The organism is Parageobacillus sp. G301, assembly GCF_030268025.1.
Lineage (GTDB): Bacteria > Bacillota > Bacilli > Bacillales > Anoxybacillaceae > Parageobacillus_B > Parageobacillus_B toebii.
The window spans coordinates 208,964-227,507 of the sequence record NZ_BSDB01000001.1 but is presented as its reverse complement, the minus strand read 5'-3'; the positions used below and the strand labels follow the sequence as shown (position 1 = coordinate 227,507).

At 32.3% G+C, this 18,544-nt stretch carries 22 protein-coding genes; 1 reads left to right on the top strand and 21 read right to left on the bottom strand.

The genetic code is table 11. The annotated features are described in order from the left end of the window. Nucleotides 1-142: 142 nt before the first annotated feature. Both QSJ37_RS01225 and QSJ37_RS01220 read right to left on the bottom strand, forming a co-directional pair. The gene (locus QSJ37_RS01225) at nt 143-730 is read right to left on the bottom strand and encodes a hypothetical protein (protein ID WP_285752948.1); all 588 of its coding nucleotides are present in this window, start codon (nt 728-730) and stop codon (nt 143-145) included. Nucleotides 731-812: 82 nt separating this feature from the next. After that, entirely contained in the window at nt 813-1,421 is a 609-nt protein-coding gene (locus QSJ37_RS01220; protein WP_285752946.1) for a restriction endonuclease, read from the bottom strand. Nucleotides 1,422-1,610: 189 nt separating this feature from the next. Between QSJ37_RS01220 and QSJ37_RS01215 the strand changes: the two genes are divergently transcribed. Continuing rightward, entirely contained in the window at nt 1,611-2,444 is an 834-nt protein-coding gene (locus QSJ37_RS01215; protein ID WP_285752944.1) for a restriction endonuclease, read from the top strand. 210 nt (nt 2,445-2,654) lie between these two features. Here the strand turns inward: QSJ37_RS01215 and QSJ37_RS01210 are convergent, their stop codons facing one another. The 19 genes from QSJ37_RS01210 to QSJ37_RS01120 all read right to left on the bottom strand — a co-directional run bounded on the left by QSJ37_RS01210 (nt 2,655) and on the right by QSJ37_RS01120 (nt 18,530). Next, nucleotides 2,655-3,233 (bottom strand): Ig domain-containing protein, encoded by a 579-nt coding sequence (locus QSJ37_RS01210; protein WP_285752942.1) that lies wholly within the window; start codon nt 3,231-3,233, stop codon nt 2,655-2,657. Between the two features lie 47 nt (nt 3,234-3,280). Then, on the bottom strand, nt 3,281-3,622 hold the full coding sequence (locus QSJ37_RS01205) for a hypothetical protein (protein WP_285752940.1): 342 nt from the start codon (nt 3,620-3,622) through the stop codon (nt 3,281-3,283). Nucleotides 3,623-3,670: 48 nt separating this feature from the next. Continuing rightward, a complete protein-coding gene (locus QSJ37_RS01200; protein ID WP_285752938.1) occupies nt 3,671-3,877 on the bottom strand; it encodes a hypothetical protein in 207 nt (68 codons plus the stop codon). A 95-nt stretch (nt 3,878-3,972) separates the two neighbouring features. Continuing rightward, a complete protein-coding gene (locus QSJ37_RS01195) occupies nt 3,973-4,362 on the bottom strand; it encodes a hypothetical protein (protein WP_285752936.1) in 390 nt (129 codons plus the stop codon). Between the two features lie 81 nt (nt 4,363-4,443). Further along, nucleotides 4,444-4,635, bottom strand: coding sequence for a hypothetical protein (locus tag QSJ37_RS01190; protein WP_285752934.1), 192 nt, complete (start codon nt 4,633-4,635; stop codon nt 4,444-4,446). A gap of 163 nt (nt 4,636-4,798) precedes the next feature. Next, nucleotides 4,799-5,260: a GNAT family N-acetyltransferase gene (locus tag QSJ37_RS01185; protein WP_285752932.1), complete on the bottom strand. Its 462-nt coding sequence runs from the start codon at nt 5,258-5,260 to the stop codon at nt 4,799-4,801. A gap of 72 nt (nt 5,261-5,332) precedes the next feature. Then, the gene (locus QSJ37_RS01180) at nt 5,333-5,608 is read right to left on the bottom strand and encodes a hypothetical protein (protein ID WP_285752930.1); all 276 of its coding nucleotides are present in this window, start codon (nt 5,606-5,608) and stop codon (nt 5,333-5,335) included. A gap of 279 nt (nt 5,609-5,887) precedes the next feature. Further along, complete coding sequence (locus QSJ37_RS01175) at nt 5,888-6,745, bottom strand: tyrosine-type recombinase/integrase (protein WP_285752927.1); 858 nt, start codon at nt 6,743-6,745, stop codon at nt 5,888-5,890. Nucleotides 6,746-7,286: 541 nt separating this feature from the next. After that, a complete protein-coding gene (locus QSJ37_RS01170) occupies nt 7,287-8,636 on the bottom strand; it encodes a phage portal protein (protein WP_285752925.1) in 1,350 nt (449 codons plus the stop codon). A 73-nt stretch (nt 8,637-8,709) separates the two neighbouring features. Further along, nucleotides 8,710-10,293, bottom strand: coding sequence for a terminase large subunit domain-containing protein (locus tag QSJ37_RS01165; RefSeq protein WP_285752923.1), 1,584 nt, complete (start codon nt 10,291-10,293; stop codon nt 8,710-8,712). Between the two features lie 217 nt (nt 10,294-10,510). Beyond that, nucleotides 10,511-10,915 (bottom strand): hypothetical protein, encoded by a 405-nt coding sequence (locus QSJ37_RS01160; protein ID WP_285752921.1) that lies wholly within the window; start codon nt 10,913-10,915, stop codon nt 10,511-10,513. A 51-nt stretch (nt 10,916-10,966) separates the two neighbouring features. Then, nucleotides 10,967-11,800 carry a hypothetical protein gene (locus tag QSJ37_RS01155; RefSeq protein ID WP_285752919.1) on the bottom strand — a complete coding sequence of 278 codons (834 nt, stop codon included), beginning with the start codon at nt 11,798-11,800 and terminating at the stop codon, nt 10,967-10,969. 273 nt (nt 11,801-12,073) lie between these two features. Continuing rightward, nucleotides 12,074-12,898, bottom strand: a complete 825-nt coding sequence (locus QSJ37_RS01150; RefSeq protein ID WP_285752917.1) for a hypothetical protein — start codon at nt 12,896-12,898, stop codon at nt 12,074-12,076. Between the two features lie 15 nt (nt 12,899-12,913). Beyond that, on the bottom strand, nt 12,914-13,096 hold the full coding sequence (locus QSJ37_RS01145) for an XRE family transcriptional regulator (RefSeq protein WP_285752915.1): 183 nt from the start codon (nt 13,094-13,096) through the stop codon (nt 12,914-12,916). 79 nt (nt 13,097-13,175) lie between these two features. Beyond that, on the bottom strand, nt 13,176-14,036 hold the full coding sequence (locus tag QSJ37_RS01140; protein WP_285752913.1) for an SU10 major capsid protein: 861 nt from the start codon (nt 14,034-14,036) through the stop codon (nt 13,176-13,178). Nucleotides 14,037-14,063: 27 nt separating this feature from the next. After that, on the bottom strand, nt 14,064-14,567 hold the full coding sequence (locus QSJ37_RS01135) for a hypothetical protein (protein ID WP_285752911.1): 504 nt from the start codon (nt 14,565-14,567) through the stop codon (nt 14,064-14,066). Between the two features lie 749 nt (nt 14,568-15,316). Continuing rightward, the gene (locus QSJ37_RS01130) at nt 15,317-17,830 is read right to left on the bottom strand and encodes an RNA dependent RNA polymerase (protein WP_285752909.1); all 2,514 of its coding nucleotides are present in this window, start codon (nt 17,828-17,830) and stop codon (nt 15,317-15,319) included. Beyond that, nucleotides 17,787-17,954, bottom strand: a complete 168-nt coding sequence (locus QSJ37_RS01125; RefSeq protein WP_285752907.1) for a hypothetical protein — start codon at nt 17,952-17,954, stop codon at nt 17,787-17,789. Before QSJ37_RS01125 ends, QSJ37_RS01130 begins: the two co-directional genes overlap by 44 nt. A 282-nt stretch (nt 17,955-18,236) precedes the next feature. Continuing rightward, nucleotides 18,237-18,530 carry a hypothetical protein gene (locus QSJ37_RS01120; protein WP_285752905.1) on the bottom strand — a complete coding sequence of 98 codons (294 nt, stop codon included), beginning with the start codon at nt 18,528-18,530 and terminating at the stop codon, nt 18,237-18,239. Between the last annotated feature and the right edge of the window lie 14 nt (nt 18,531-18,544).

The following is an 18,544-nucleotide window of genomic DNA, read 5'->3' as shown; positions in this document are numbered from 1 at the left end:
ATTCCAATAATAGTCCATATCCCTCTTTATTAAACACTTTAAGGAATATTTTACCATAAAAATTAATTTAAAATACAATAATATGGTTAAATTAGATTATTTGTACAAAAGAAAAGAACCTACTCAAAACGAGTAGGTTTAATTAATCCTGTTCGTTTGGGAAAACAGCAATATTAGAGTCATCGAATGTCTTATCAAGCGTAATGTCATGTACAAATGTATCTCCCCAATTCTGGGTTTCCACTTTGGTGTCTTTTGTAGTCGTTATTCCCAGTCCTTTAAGTATTTCTTCGAGTGATTTGTCGGTTTCAACTTGAAGATGAACCAATTTCCCCTGATAAAAGGTAGCTGTAGCATATGTAAACAATTCGGATTCTCCATATGTTAAGTAATCCGCGTTTATGGTCGAACCATCTTTCAACTGAAACTTTCCATTCTCATACTGTTTTTCGTTAGGATCGAGCTTAAACCGTTTATTAAATTCGTCTTTTGTCAAAAAGGTTTCGTTGCTTATCTGCTGTTCTGTATCCTTTTTAGTTTGTTGCTGCTTATCAGTTGTTTCCTGCTGCTTTTCTTGTGTATCCCCCTCTTTCTTCTCTTCCTGCGTAGCTTTTGATTTCGATATCGGTTGTGCTTTCTGTTCATCGTCGCTGTTCCCAGTCACACTTCCGATAATAAATAAGACCACAAGGATAGCCCAAAACCACCATTTTTTCCATATGTTTTTCATTTTAGCACCCCCTTCCATCCATTATACTGACAAGTAAAAGTAATGAAAATAAAAAAATGCCCATCTCGAATGAGAAGGGGCTTTATTTATACTCAATTCCCAAATCTTGAATAACATTTTCCGTTTTCTCTAATCCCTCGAGCCAATATTCAACAAGCTTCACACCATCTATAAGCTCAATATTTAGTCCTTTTGCATATTCACGAGCATTTTCAGTAAAACCACTTGTGGTCACAACAAACCCACCTTTTGCACCACGCTTTACCATGTTGGAATGAACAAGCGCAATCGGCTCATACGAAAGATCATTCTTATAACATTTAACCTGACCTAAATACAGACCATCTTCCCTTTCATGTTCAATATCGACTCCAAAATCACCTGATGCAGGGCTTACCCATGTACTGCCTCCAAAGTATGCCTCCATCACTTCCGCAACAAACAATTCAAATTGCAAAGGATCTTGTTTGATAAAGTTTTTGGTGTATTTATTGGACTTACTATCATCACTTGTTCCTTCGCTACAAAAGCGTAAATAAAGCCCCATAGCGAGAGTTTTCTTCATTTGTGTACTCTTATCGATCTGTTTAGCAATTAGTGATACTTCAAATTCATTTTTACGCTTGGTTATCCAAAAATGTATTGCAGCAATTAATAAAACAATTCCAAATGCTATTTCCAATACGAACATATATACCATCCTCCTTTTCATCAATAATTCTTGACGGAAAAGAAAGAGGATATTCTAAATCCTTAATTAAATATAGGTTTTTATTATGCGTGCTTAAGAAACGACAACTTATTAATTTGTATATTTTTACAACCCTTTCGAAACAATATATTTAGAAATATGTTCCAGAAAGGGTTGAAATAATGTTCTATGGCAAAAAAATATCGTATTAATGGAAATGAATCAGAAATTTCACCACTTACATTTCCATTTATTATATTTTTGATTACTCTAGCTATTTCGGAACTATATAAATGGGTAATTTTTTTATCAATAATACAACTTTATTTTATGTTTAACTTTAAGAAACCGTATTATAAGTTGCCTAATTACAAAAATTGGATGATTAGAGATAAGATTAAATTTTCATTTTTTATTTTTTTATCTTTATTTTTCCTTTCATTAACTTTTCGAAACAGCTTGTTGGGACAATTAACAGGATTATTAATGTCATGGTTAATCGTCGCATTAATTATTTACGGCATTTACAGATTACTTAAATTTATCAAATCTATTTTCATTATAGGAAAGTACGAAAGGGAAAAAGGTGAAGATACAAAAGCCGAATATGCTCCTATTGAGGGAATTGACCAAATGAGTGGCGAAGAATTTGAAAAGTTTGTAGCTAAATTATATGAACTAAAAGGATATCTTGCGGAAGTAACAAAACAAAGTGGGGATTTTGGAGCAGATGTAATACTAAGGAATGCAAAAGAAAAAATTGTAGTACAAGCGAAATGCTATGGAGCAGGTAACAAAGTTGGTGTAGATGCAATTCAACAAGTAGTAGCAGCCGCAGGATATTATAACGCAAATAAAAAAATTGTAATTACTAATCGTTATTACACAGAACAGGCCATCGTTTTAGCTAAAAGAAATGGCGTAAAGTTGATTGATCGTGATGAATTAATTTTTATGCTTAACGAGTATCTTGAATCATTAAACAATCGAAGAAGCTTATTTAAACGATTCAATATTCGCTAACAACTTAAATTTTGCATCTTTAAAAAAATTTTCCAAGATAATGGAAGAAAAAATAATGAATTTAAGCTCTCCCTAGTAAAAAACCCCTGCCAATCGGCAGGGGCAACTAAACAATCGCTTTCGTAAGTTACTCCGCATTTCACATCGTAATGACACACTGACGGAGTGAGATCACATAACATAAAAAAGAGAACAGAATTTTAGTTCTCCTTATACATTCAATTCACACGTCAAAATAAGTAATCCTTTTTTCGTCAAATCAGCATCAATAACTTTCCACGTTTTCCCCATTACTTCAAATGTTGCATTGACAGTGAATTTATTTTTATTTGTTTCATTCTCTTGTACAATTACAACAATCTGTTTTTCCGGCACACGAATAGCAGCAAAATCATCAACCTTAAAAGCATATGTATCGACAATAGCAGGAACATTAATTGATTCAGTTGTATGGCACTCATAAATCGGCTCTCCGAAAACATTATACCCCACTATTTCACACACTTCCTGCCCTTCAACAACAATCGTATAATTACAATGACGCATTAATGCTTTCTTATAAAGTTTCCCTTCTGTCACATCAGACACAATAATATAGTTTTTTCCATTGTGTAGAATTAAATTTCCACGCTGAATGTTAGAAAGAGTATAAATATATTTCTCCTCATAATCACCGATTTTTGCATTATTTATAATTGCTTTTTGCTCGACATTATCTATCGTAACCGTTTCCCCGATTGAATCAAGAAGGAATTGAAAATCGGAATTATCTATTTGAAAAGGATTCATATATATATACCTCCTTACATCAAAAAAAGGGAACAATTACCGTTCCCTTATGAATTAAACAACATAAATGTATTTCCTTGTTCATTTTGTTCATCCGTTTTCATGCTGCGAATTTTCCGTTCCAATTGATCTATACGATTTAATAAGTTTTCGTGAAAATCAGTAATGGTCATATCATCAAGTTTGTATGCTTTCATCAGTTTTGGATTATTGGCGATACTTTCAAGAATGGATAATGCCGTCTTATAAATGTTACGTTTATTGGTTGCACTTGCTGGATTATATTCATCGATCGGATTTAATTCATTTTCTTGAAGGTAAACAGTTAATTCATCCTGATCCAATTCAATACCTTTAATTTCTAGAAGTAAGCGTTGTAAGTTGGTCATAAAAATACCTCCTTTAAATAATAAAAAGCACTCATTACAGAGTGCTTTTTAAAAATTATGTTCAAATTTATTTGCTATTTTACATTCTGGACAAGTAACTAGTACTTGTGCTGAATATGGATTATCTAAATAAATTTGTGCTTCTATTTCTTCTTCTATATTGCGAAATGTCATACTATTTTCTGACGGAGATTCATAATACCAATTAAATATTTTTCCACAGTGATAACATTCGTGTGTGCCGTTTAATTTCATATGCTCACCTCCCTCCATCTACATAATTCGATAAGAGGAAGGTAATTCCTTTAATTGCAAATTAAAAAACACCTACCAATAAGGTAAGTGTGAAATTATTGATTATTATTAAGGCTATCTTCTAACATCTGCTCTAATTCTTCTTGTATTTCCTCTGGTGTCATTTCTTCAACAGGTTTATATTCTCCATTAGAATTATAATCTGCTGGGTCATCAGAAGGTCCATCATGAGGAACAAATTCTCCATTTTCATTATAATCTCTTGGGTCTGTCGAAGGGGCTAAAGGGTCATTTTCTAACTCTTCTTTTGTATATGGCGATGTTGATTCTTCATTATTAGAATCCTCTATGTAAGTATCAGAGGTTTCGGATGTTTCTGAAACACCCGGAGTGTCAGTAAAATCTTCTTCAATGTTTGTAGGATCAGAACAACCGCTGAGTAAAAACAAAATCGTAAACAAAGCAAATAAACTACTCTTTCTCAATTTTAATCCTCTCCCCTAATTATAAATATTATAATAACAGTAAAATTTTAACATAAAAACATGTTATATTTAACATATTTACTATAATTTTTTAAATAATAAATTACTATTTATCTCGATTTCCCGTACTTCCTCACCATGACAAACATGACAAGCAGGATATTTTAGAATCGTTAAGCATTTAGCACAATAATAAGTTAGAACACGATTCATTTCATTTAATGTTGATTTAGCTACATCAGGGGATGATGAGTAAAATAGACGTTCATTCATGGAATTCACCTCCTAAAAAAGAAAAACGCTCACTAAGAAAAGTAACGAATTCGGATTTAAAGTACAAAATAGCAATTAACCATTTAAAAAGAGGTGCAAATTGCACCTCTTTTGTCTGTATTTTAATATTTAAATTAGCATCTAATTTATATAGCGTTTCGAATTAAATGTCTTTATAAACAAATTCTCGATACTTTACAAAACCGTTCTTTTTATAAAAGTTTTTAGCTATTTCGTTACTAAACCAATAGTCTAATTCAATTTTGTTAATTCCGTTTGTTTTTGCAATATCATATATTGCATCCATCAACTTGGAACCACAACCTTTTCTCCTATGATTTTCTACGATACTGATTTGATGTACATATACTGATTTATAAGACTTCTTAAAGGCGTTTTCAGGATAATTTCTAATTTCAATCCAAGCATATCCTAACGGCTGGTCATCTTCCTCCAATAGAAGAAAAATGAAGTTTTGTTTATCTACAATCCCTTTAAAGAAATCCTTAATATCCTCATAGTTATATTCTTTAAAATACTCTGGGTATAGATTTGAGTGTAAATCGTGTACATGTTTATTTAATTTAGCAATCAATTCATAGTTATTAGTGCGGCTTATTCTCATACTCTCTCTCCTATTTGTAAAAATATTCCTACAATTAAATATTAACATAAAATAATTCTGATATATAACATTTTATTTTGACAATCCTTTAATCAATCCTAAGAGTTTCTCAAGGTTTTCTTTATTTGTGTTTGTATCATCTTTAACAATTTTTAAAAATCTTTCTGTAACTGCTGATTCAGGAAACTTCGTTTCTAATAATCTAATACATTCGGACACCCATTCATTGTAATTAATATGATTTAGTTCACCTTGAAGTAAAGATTCGCCTCGTTTAACTAATTCATCAACTTGAAGTAATCCTTGCTGCGCTCTTATTCGTTTCTTATATACATCAAAATAATTCATTATTTAAACCTCCTTATATTTTTACTTCAAATCCAACAATTCAACACAAATTACAGTACTCCTTGTTGATAACATTGAGAAATTTCCATTTTAATTCAACAATGATTTCTTTTTGGTGGTAGTCGATTCAATTTCATCAACCTTTGAAACTATGTCCTATTTTTTAAACTTTTCGGGTGTGTGTTTTTGTATACGCTCCCGCCCTCAAATAAAAAATCGAGGTAATGGACTTATAAAATAGACGTTTTATGAAAAATAAAAAAGTAGTGCCATTTTGCACTACATCCGATCAATTTTCTCCAGCATCTCTTTTTTAGTTGGATTTGTATATAAAAGCGTTGTATGGATATTAGAATGGCCTGCTTGATTTGCCACTTCATGAACATCCATTCCAATTTTTAAAGCATATGAACAATAGAAATGACGTAAATCGTGCGGAGTTATACGGAAATTTTCATCATCTCTAACCTTTTTGGAGAAATCCGCGAAGATTTTATTTACTGTTGTACGGTCTAATTGTTTTTTCTGTTTGCTTACAAATAGATATTCACTATCTGATTTCCGCTCTTTTAAATACTCCTCTAAAGCATCTTTTACTTTTTGATTCATCAATACTGTTCTTGTTTTATTACCTTTTCCCTCATGGACTATAATTTCTCTTGTACCAATTGAAATGTCATCTAGCTTCAAATTCAAGGCTTCACTGATTCGTAGTCCGGCATAAGCAAGAAGTGTAACAAGGGCAAAATTGCGCTTATTTCCGCTTTCTAATACTAATTGACGAAACTTCTCAACATCTTGTAATTCAAGCTTTGCTAATGAAGCATATTGCTGCTGAACCTTTTGAAATTCCTTATTTGTTATTACGATTCCCTCCTGAACCCCTGTTTGTACTAGAAATTCATTAAATTTCATTAGAGCGTTTATTTTAGCGTTGATTGTGGTAGGCTTTTGTTTCCGTACTGTTTTTAAATATGAAATGTAATCTTTTACGTTCGTATTGTACAATTGCTTAAATTCTACACCTTTACTTTCACTGAACCATTTCAAATAATCTTCAACATGTTTTAAGTAACTGTTAATCGTATTTTCACTTTTGCCATCCTCTTGAAGATACATTTTGAATTGATCTAACATCCCATTCACCCCGTTCTATAAATTATGTTGAATTAAAATTTTTAAATTATGTTGAATTAGACGTGTAAAAATCAACCATCCCCTAACTAAATCATACCAAAAATGCCAATGTAATTCAACATAATTTATATTATGTTGCAAATAATTTATTTATTAAAAGCGGAATGAATGGGATACATAGAGCAAAAAATGTTAAAGGGCATCAGATAATCTGATACCCTTTTTTACTGGATGAAAGATAAACGATGAATTCTTTATTACATAGAGATGTGTTTGGTAAGTAAAAATACACAATATGGTGGTGAATTTGTACACAATGTACACAACCTTGCCAGTTCCCGTATTTTATTGGGTTTTTTGGATAGAACATGCCGCAATCGATAGCTTCCGCCCTTAAATGTTATAATATGGAATTTGTTATATATTTTTACATCACCAAGCTATGTACTTTTTATTCTTCCATATAAATAATTTTTATTTCCCTAACATAACAGGCGTGCGCCGTTGGATATGTATTGTCAAGTATTTTACCTTGACATAACTACACTTCTTTATCACGTTTCCCTTTATGTACATTCAAATTATTATTTTTATTTCCTGTTATTTCCTTATCACCGTTTAATCTCATCATTTCTTGCTGCACGTCAACCGTATAAGGACTACGTTCTAAAATACTTTCTAAACTAATACCGCCCATTTCACTTAATGTTTTAAGATTATCAACTATATCTTTCTCAGTCTGTGGTCTAGCATATTGGAACACAACATCAAGCGTATCATATTCCTCATCTGTAAAGGTTACTCCAACATATTCAAGCATCTTTCTTATTTTCTCAAAGCGCTTATACAATCCTTCACGCAAGTACATTTCATTCTGCCCTGCTCTCATATCGGCCAATGAATACAACATCTTTATGCTTACCTCTGCTAAGTTTGCCGGAGTACCTTGATTCATACTCACACTTGGTGTACTCGATACATCAAGAACCGCTTGCATTAATGTTTTCCATAATACTTCAAACGACTTCCAATCTAATTTAGATGCAACTAGCTTGAAATCTGAACCTTCCTCTAAAGATAGTCCCATACCTGCAATATCTTTAGAAATTGCACCATCTGTAATTTGCTGTCCTATTGATATTGGAATAGGTGTATGAAATTTATGAAATGAATCAGCTAACTTTGATAATATATCCTCCATCGTATCAATCAATGAAACAATATCTTCGAGATCACTTCTACCGTAATTCTCATCAATTTCTGATTGATTATGATAATGAACTGGCAATCCGCTAATATTTCTGTATTGTCCAATCAGCTTAATGCCATCTCCCCCTTTATCAGTCCAACGCTGGACAGTAGAAGGAGAATACACATTCCAATAACTCACACCGTTACTTGTCCAATGTTCAATAAATCCAATTATATTGTTTTCATCATCAAAAATTGCATATGAATTTTCCGGCTTAATGATTTTACTCTTTATCGTTTTCTTATCATCAAAATAAAGATACTCAAAGCAATAACCGTACTTTGTTATATAGTCTACAATTTTATAATCCTGTCTATGAAAATTCCCTTTTTTATAGACTTTCTTATATTCACTTACAACCTTTTCATTTCCTGCCAATGTTAAAGGATTACTTATTAAATAACTCACTTGGAAATTTAAAATCTGTTTTGCATATTGTAGAACAATTTTTCTAGGATGGAATTCTTTTCCTCCGTACATTTCAGAAGGTTTTTCAAGGATTTTATGTTTTCCCTCCAAATAGTCCTGAATATCATATACTTTTTGTATTCTTTGTGTATGCTGCCAATCATCTGTTTCCTTTTTAAACCACTCTTTATCATTTCCATGAAATTCTTGAATGTATTGTTTTAAATCCATATCCTACACCTCCATAAAAATAAAATGGAGTTGCTGTAAGCAACCCTGTTTTCTTAAATCGTGACATCAAGTGTTATACATACCATTTTCTTGCTTTCATCCCCTGAACAGCAAGAGCCGATGAAATAACTAGGTCATCGTGATTTCGTTCACCTTTTTTATTCCCCATCTTACCGCCGTTTTCAACGAATATCTGCATCTGTTCCAATGTTTCTTTACAGTTGATATTTATAAGCCCTTTTTCAAATTGCTCCTTAAAATCCGTAATAAGGATTTCCTTTGTTGTATTCGTTGTCATCCATCCTAATTGCAATCGTTTCTTTCCTTGATCAAAAATCTTCTGTTTGTACATATTCATGTAGCGTTTTTCTTTCCTCAATCGTTCAATTAATGGTTTTCCGTAACTATTTCGCTCAACTGTAAGAAAAGCATAATTATAAAACTTGCCGATGCAATCAATCACATCAGCAAAATCAAAAACTGCTATTTTATTGTAATAAAAAGATAAAACTTGCTCCCCTTCATCATCAAACATTGAAATTGTTGAATAGTCTCCACCCGAACCACTGGAAACATCTATTCCGGCATAGTAGCGTTTATTTCGTTTTGGTAAATGATAAATAAATAATTGCTTGTTTATGTATTTCAGTAGCTCTTTCGGACAATCTTTAATCTCATCCTTATGTAATGGATTAATACACAATTCTAATTGACGTATTACTTTTACTTGATCAAACACATTCTGACCTGTGGTTATAAATGATTCCTGCCAACTAGACGGATATTCTTGTTTAAATTCTGATTCATCCATATCTAACAGTTTCCAGCGTCTCCACATCAATTGTTTCAGCGTTGCACCATTTTTAAACAAAATCTTTTCATCTTCTTCAAGGTCTTTTTCATGTAATCGTTGCCCATGATTTTCTGCTTTAAACCATTCTTCTGCTTGTTTGTAATCATAAGCAAAAAGTTTGTTATAGGCTTTCGCATAGAACGGGAAAAAGAACAACTTATATTTTGATTCACCTTTCGCAGCGGATGAAACGAGTTTATAGAAAAAATTCATTCCGTTACTAGTTGATTCAATAACAATCTTTGAGTTCGGATTCTTTGCCAGTGCTTGTTCACATGAAAGCAATAACTTTTCCTGCTTCTCATAAAAAGCAAATTCGGAAAGCAATATATATTCAAACGTATTACCTCGACCAACATCTTTATTTCCGGCAACCACACATTGAATCCTTGAGCGTTGACCATTCGAAAACTCAAGCACTAACTCATCCCTGTTATCACGTCTACAAGCAGGAAAATAATTTGGATATTTCTCATGAGGAAGGTTTTCGTACATAATCTTGAGACGTTCAAACAAAGCGGATGACGATTCCTTTTTATAAGAAACAATCAAATAGTTAGTGTTCGGTCTCGTACATGCCATATACAAACAATAAGCAAGCGAAAAAGTTGTGAAACCTAATTGCCGTGATTTGCTTATAATATTAAATTTCGTTAATCCATTTAGTACTTCTAATTGTTGTTCATGAAGCTCAAACGGAATTAACTCACCGTTATTATCAACGATTTTCACAAAATTTTTTATCCATAAAAATGGATCGCTTTTTATCTTTTCAAGTTTCTGCTTAGTCGTCAATCGTCCCATTTAAACACCCCTTTCAAGAGGCAAAATAAAAAAGAGTGTTTAAACAACACTTCTTTAAGAATGATTTTTAATTATTAAATTTAAAATGCTATGCTAGTATTCAACATCACGTAAGCAGCTTGAACATCTTTATGATTCTTTTTAAGTCCTTGTTTATTTTCAATTCCAGTCTCATGTACATTTATTGTGCGTACCTCTTCGTCAAATTTGTCGCATCCTATAATTCCAGCCCATCATCTTCAATTTCTTCATCATCTTTCATAAACGCTTTTTTCGCTTCATTAGCATATGTATTGATTTCCTTTGATAATTGCAATAATAACTTAACCGCTTTTTCGTCTCCCGTTCGTGCTTTCGCAGCAACGTTCATATATGTTTCAGTGAGATCGTTAGCAAGTTTTGATTGAAGCATTAACATGACAAGATTTCTATACTCGTCTGTTTTTTCCCAAGCTAAAAAAGCGTCCATTGTTTTCGGTGAACTACCACCTAGACGCTTGAGAAATTCCTCATCTGAATTTATTTCAGCATTTTTTTCTTGCCGATAATACAATTTATGCTTGTATTGAAAGTAATAACGTTTATCATGCGGAAGTTGTTTCAACGCATCATAAATATTCATTCTGTTTCCCTCCTACTGTACATTTCTCAAATGGATTTTCTTTCTTTTGTGCTAAATTAAAAAGTTCACGATACCCCATCGTGAACTTGTGTAAATTCTTATATATTCATTATCTTGTTTGTTTAAATGCTGCCCCTCCCAGCAGTTAAGAAATTTCTTACCTACTTGATGAATAGCCACAAATTCTCCTTGAGGAAGCGAAATATCAAACGGAAAATATTTTTGAAGCCCTTTTATGTCGATCCCTTCACTTTGCAGCCCTGTTTCTTCGCTTTTTGTAATTACCTCATCAAAAAGCGGGTCATATGTAATGATTGAATTAAGACGATAATCTCTAATGATGTCATAAAAATCTTGTGATTTACTATTCTCTAACACTGGAAGGAATATTTCATCTATACCGAGAACCTTTAAGTAATTCACATATGTATGATGAAAATCGGGATTGTAATAGCCTTTATGGGCTGCATCAATAGCAAGAATCACCTGCAACGCTTCAAAATCTTTAGGGAACTGGATAAATGATTGATACTCTGTCCACGTCAACAATAAAGTACTTCCAGCATACTTGTGTTTGTAGTTCGCTCTGTGAACCCCCATATAATTATTGATATTGTACAATTCACGATTAAATGTTTTTTGCCCTTCTCTCATCGTTAAATGGTTACAAAAACCCTTTCCACTTAGCACTGCTTGGTCACAATAAATAAATTCCCTTGAATCGTTTTCATATCCTTTTTTGCGCCATATGCGGCTAAAATCGTTAATTTCGATAATTTCCAAACCGAATATATCTTCTATAAGTTTTGCTGTTGTTAATGCATCAATATCATGCCCCATTGAAAGAGCATAGCGGAATAAACATAAATCGTTTTTCCATTTCAAATCCTCACTTCTTATCATTTCATTGTATTTAATTAGCATTTCTTGATATTGCATAGTGTTAGATGAAAAACACTAACACCTTAACTCCTCGAATAAAAACAAAAAAGCTAAAAATAATAAAAATCCTATTCCTCACTCCACAAAAAGCGGAATGAGTTTCCTCCTTTTACTCCTTCGATGATGGTTAGTTTAAGCAAGCATCATCTCTTAGAATAAAAGGAGGAGTTAGGCCTTGCTGTTTTTCATGCGTTCACCTCCAATGATTTTGATTAATTAACAATATGAATAATGAATGTAAAATTTTCCATTATCTTGTTCTATGATATATTTAATATCGCATAGATCTTGAAGAATTATGTATTTTATATACTTAATACTCATGGGTTCACACGTATAATATTCTTCGTCTATCTTTTCAATATCTAATTCTTTAAGACGTTTTATGGTTTCATAATCTTTTTCATTAACGTAATAATGAATAACATCATCATCCACTTTTTCTTTAAAGACTAGCATTTTTTCTAGCTTGTTACTCGATGAATCAATCGCAAATATTACTTGATTTTTCGCATCATTTATAAAATTTGAAGACATGTTTTGAGCAAAAAATGTTTTATACCCTATTTCATACGCCAACTTCTCAAGAATCTTTATTCTGATTTCACATTTGCGTTTATCGTTTGGATTGTTTAATTTTTTTAACCTTTCTCTTTCTCTGTCCCAGTAGAGCTTCATGGCTCCATTATGTATTTGACCTTTCCAAAGTATACCAAATTGGCATAAAGTTTTATATTGTGATGGCAAGAAATAGCCTTCATCAAAAATAGAAATAGCATTTCTTGCGGTTGTAGTATGATAAATAAGTCTCTTCTCAAATTCACGTTCAATGATTTTTTGTAAATCGTCTAAATGATCCCTAAAACTATGTACATCATTCTCATCAATTTCTCCATTTCTAGGAATAAGAAACATATCATCTTCATTTTTGTTAACGATTAATTTATATGCGAACGGATAATGATAGAAGCTTTCTTCACACGAATAATGATGCTTTTTTATTAGCTCAATAACTTCGGACAATTCCAATACATCTAACATAATTGTTTACCTCACTTATTTATAATTTTGAATAAACTCTTTATATTTCCGAATTTTATCTGTCCCCATCGGTACACCTTTACGCTCAAACCTTGAAATCAAAGCACTCGAAACCCTAAGAGCATCCGCAATTTCTTTGAGTTTGATTTTTTTGCGAATCCTTTCAAGTCTCCATTTCTCAATTTCATCTAATGTCATCAAAATGACCTCCTTTGCTTCTGTTAAAGACTTAACAAAACTAAAAAATAAGTGGGCATATAGCCCACCCACTTCAAAGTTAAGCAGTAGCGATTGTAAATGTTGCTGCTGCTTTTGAGTTCAATAATTTTAGCCCTAGTTGAGTTTCTATATAAACGGAAACCTTACTTCCATTTGCACCTTGTGGAACAGCATGGAATGGAATCAATACTGGCGTCTCAATAAAATCTGGATTCAAAATGACAATATCACCTGTTTTCATTGCAGGGACATCAATAAATGTAACATCACCAAAAGCGGTAGAATACACACTTGTATCCATTCCCTGTAACTTGTCACGTCCAAGATATGTAACATTCGTAAAACCGTTAATTATTTGTTTTGTATGAGCGTTCATAAATGCTACAAGGTTGTAAGAAACTCCAGCATCATAAAGTTTTGAAATAGTTTCCTCAAATTTCTCAGGTGTAAGAGTTGAATCAGATACTCTGTTTGCAACATTGACAAGTTCAAAAATACCTGCCATTTCATAAACTCCACCTGCAAAGTTTTTAACACCGTAAAGCATTTTTTGTTCAATTCTACGTTTTAATGCTTCTGTTTTATTTTGCATATCTTTAACTAATAAATCTTTAATTCCAACCGCTTCACTCGCTTGCGCCGTGTTAGAAACTTGCGCCAAACTACCGAATAATTCCAAATAATTCTCCATTAATTGTGGATCATCATTCACATGAGCTGGAGCATCTGCACCTTCCGCAAGTGTTTTTGCTGCATTCTCATTAATTGTTTCTTCAATCCATTGAACAGTTGGGCTTTTTGCAGAAACTTCTTTTGACATACAGAATGTACTGAAAGCACTAACTTTCGGATTAGCTAGAATAAGAGTATCTTTGAGATCGATAGATTGACCCGGTACAAAATTTTGAGTTGTAAACATATGTAAATCATCCTCCTAAAAAATTTATTAATTGTTGTTCCCGAACATAAGAGCTGAGAACATGGATTTTAAATCACCTTTTTTCTTAGCAACAGAATAAGCATCTTCTTTTTTGTAATCATTAGGCTTAAAACTGTTCTCGATTTCTTTTTGTTTAAGGAGTTGTTGAAACTTTTCAATTTGCTCATCGAGCTTATCCACTTCAACATTCATGAAAAACTCTTGAAACTCAGAAAGTCCTTTTTGTGCCAACTTCAATTCAACATCTTTGCGTTGAATTGTCGCCAAATATTCATTTTGTTTTTGCTCATATTCTGCTTGTTTCTTTTCGTACTCTTGAAGTTTTGCTTGAGATTCCGCCAATTGTGTTTTTAATGCTTCTATTTCCGCTTTTAAAGCGTCCATTTCAGCACTTTTTTGTTGTCTAGTACTTTTACCCTTCTTTTCTTCTTCCTTCGTTTCTGTTCCATTCTGAGCGTTTTCAGTCGTATCTTGTACAACTTCCTTTACTTCTTGTGCTTGATTTTCCAATGCTGTTTACCTCCTTATTGGGTTAATTTTTTGACATAAAAATAAAAAAATAAAAAAGGAGTGTAGAAGCCTACACTCCACTGAGCATTTTTTTGTATAGTTGAAACAACTGACCCACTAAATCCCCCATACACAGAACACACTACACAACGAATCGAAATGCCCAAACCTCATCATTGTGTAGCCGAAAGTGTTTTTTCGCCCGTGCTTCATCTGCATACACACGCAGAAAACACTTTCAGAAAAAGATCATGTGCATGCAGGATATTCGTTTTTTGCCTATAGGCATTTTAAAGCCGACCAACCGTCACAAACGAATATCAGAAAACAACGAATTGGCCAGCAGAATTATTAATAAACGTATAAGATGAATTTAGGAGAAACACCTTATACGTTAATTTCTTTACAAAAAATAAAAAGAGTGAGTAAAAGCCCACTCACATAATGAGAAAAGTAGAGGATTTAAAAATGAAACAAGAATTAATTAAATAAATATGGCACTAGACAACACAAAAGAATCTCGAATTGTTGAAGTTGAAGAAGTTGCAAAACAAAAAGTTGAAACAAAAAGCGCAAACAAGTTAACTTTTAAACATGTTCGTGCCTCTGTTTCCCTTAAAGACCATTATCTAATTTTATAAAAAATAACCCCGAATTCCTTGTAAATCTAGGAAATTCAGGGTATAATATCACAATTACTTTTGCACAAAGTTACAAAAAACTATTGAAAAATAATGTTTTTTGTAATTTTATTTTCGTTCACTTTTTTCCCGTCTCAATCTTTTCACCCTCTCTCGTTCACGTTTAGTAGCACATTTAGCACAATATTTTTTCGCTTTTTTTCTTTCAATCCGTTCGCCACATTCTTCGCATTGTTTGGTGTTTTTTAAATTACGTTCTAAGTTTTTCACTATTATATCGCCAAAACATTCCCATAAAGTTGTTTTATGTACGCTATTCTTTTTTCTATACAAATACTTCACCAACACATCTGTCACATAATACTCATCACTATTGATTTTCAATAATTCATCTCTAATATGTTTATATATGTATAATGTTTCATGCGCTTCTGTGTCCTCTTTATCATTCATTTTCCACTTTTTATGTTTATCCAATTTTTCATATGTATTAATAATCTCTTCATCCAGCTTAACTCTCTTATTCTTCATCAACATTCTATAATCAAATTTCCCAGCAACTTTAGTGAAATTAACCCTCTTATTCGGTATAATTTCATGCAATCTGTTCACTGTACTATTGTTAATCGGTTCAACATTTTTCCCATCTTTGTCTTTAGCATAAATAAAAAAATACGGTACTTTACTTTTAGCATAAGCTTTCAATTTCTTCTCAGCATGTTCAGGCGGTTCAGGCATAAACAAAGTCTTTGCATAATCAATCACAAAATTGTTGTACATTGTTAGCCATTTAATCACCTTTAAATCCACCTTTTCACTATTCCAAATCTTAGTGATGTCATTACTAATAACTCCGATATTCGCTTTATAAGCTAAGATTAAACTTTTATAAATATTCTCTGGATTAATTTCTTCTGCACCTGCTTTAGCCATTTCATAATACAAAGGAACGATACCTTGCATATTCCTTTCTGCTACTTTGATTAAAGTTTCATCTTGAATCACAAGAGCCTTATCACCATCATTATCAAATTGAAGCATTTTGCTGATTGGATCATGAATACTTGTATAAATACCTTCTGTAATAAACCATTTTTTCTTTTCATCATCAATTACGTTATTTCTAATGGCATGTTCACGATATAGGTGAGGGGAGCGTAACACATCAACTTTACCTTCTTCAAACAATTTACAATAAACTTCTCCATTAGCAAGCAATCCTTTTGGATTTTCTTTTCCTAAAAACAATCTTTCACAAAATGCATATAGATCTGGGCATAGAAAAGTGTATTTGCCATTCACATTTAATTTTCCAGCTCTAGCTTCCTTAACTAACTTTCTCTTTTTATCTTTAATAACTTGTCTTGAATGTGGATCATTCAACAATTCAGGGTAAATTAATAATGCTTCCTGAAACCAATTTTTCTTTTTATTTTCTTTTGTTGCCCCCAACACTCTCAACATTGTTTCTTTGTCACTGCCGACATTCAAAATATCTTGAATTGTACTTTCCGCAATCTTTTTTAACTCTTCATCAGAAATATCTGTAAGTGTCTGTAACATCTGATAATTTAACTTCGCTTCGCCAGACGTATCTTCCTCATTTAACTTTGCTGCTTGGCAATTGTATTTAATAAATTTATCTTTATACTCCTGCCAACTGTCATAATACTTCCACATCTTGAATTGTGATTTAGTGAAGATCACCTGTATATCGTCTTTAATGATATCCCATTCTTTGCCGTAAATATCTTTCACAACAAATGAATTATGTTCTTTAGCAAATTTATCAAAAGGGAAGGGAACTAATAATCCCTTAATCCACGGCAATCTAACCATGAAGGACTTTTTACTCTTCTTAGGTAAAATCATTCCACAACCATCAGTGTGTGTAATAGGAATATCCATTTTTCTTGGAGTGATTTCATATGTATCTCGGTCAATATAGTCAACTTCACTATGTACTAAAGTTTCTAAATCATCTACAACAATTGCTTTATTTATATCGAAACCTTTCCATACTTCTGTAGCACTATTGGTGAGTGCTAAATATGCTTGGTATTTATTGACGTTCACGCCACCTTTTTGATTAATTTCCTCTACACTCAAGCCGCAAGTAAGCGAATTTTTATGTTTCTCCCACAAGGACTCACGAATGAACACTGCTTTCTTTGTTCTAATTTGACCTGCTGAGCTGCTGAAATATATGTATTTTTCACCATTATGTATAAATCCGTTTTTGATAATGTCCTCTAGTATTTGAAAATAATACACTTGCACCACTATAATGTCCTCGGATAGTTCATCTTCTTTGATTCCTAATGTTCTTGTTAACACTGATTCGAATAGACCAATTACTTTGTTTTCTTTAAGCACATCTTTTCTTAGGTGGCGGATGCCAGTATTTTTATTGAATGATGTTTTTAATTTATTTTTCAATTCATAGATGTGATTGTTAATGAATTGTTTGCGCTTCTTACAATTAACCTTATACTGCTTTAACCGATTTCGATAATTGTAAAATTTCATCATTTGATTAAATATTTCATGCTCTTCATCCGTATAAAAAGCAGAAGTATCAACACTGTAAATATAAACCAATTTTTCCGGTTTTACTGTCATACACATTCCTCCATTTTTTAATTAATTTTCTCTTTCTCACGCTAAAACCACCGACAACATCAACCGATTTATGCTTTCTTCCTGTCGTTTTCATTGTCATTCTGATTGCATTTGTCATTGTCATTTGCCATCTTCTCCTTTGCTCATTGTTTTTTGTTTGCATTGTATATTCATACTTGCATTGTGCAAGAACGACCAAATGCTTGCCATTTGTTATTGTTCATTTTGCATTGTCACTTTGCACTCTGTATCATTCGAACCATTGCTCTTAATTACCATTTTCCTTTGCTTACATTTGATTGCTGGGTTGCTCAACTTTTCAGCAGACCCTATTATCAACAACAAGAAGAAAGCGAATTATTACCCTCATAGTTCATCACCCCTTTCAAATTAAAGCAAAAATTAATTAATCCTTAACCTTTAGCCGCCCTGTTTTAACAGTCTCAAGCTTCAATTGGTTAACCTTAGAGTTTTCAAGTTTTAATATCTGGTATTCTGGGTAAATTATTTTTTTATGCTTATCTATTCTCATAAGAATAGCTTTATCTTTATTTACTTCAACAACTATTTGGTCAGTTCCCCTCACCATAAGATAAGTGTCTTCTCTCGAAGCTTGAACGTAACCGATGCAATATATATAGACAAAAACCAATATAATAAATACACACAGTGCGGCTTGAGCGTATCTTTTTAAAATCATATATCCAAGAAAAA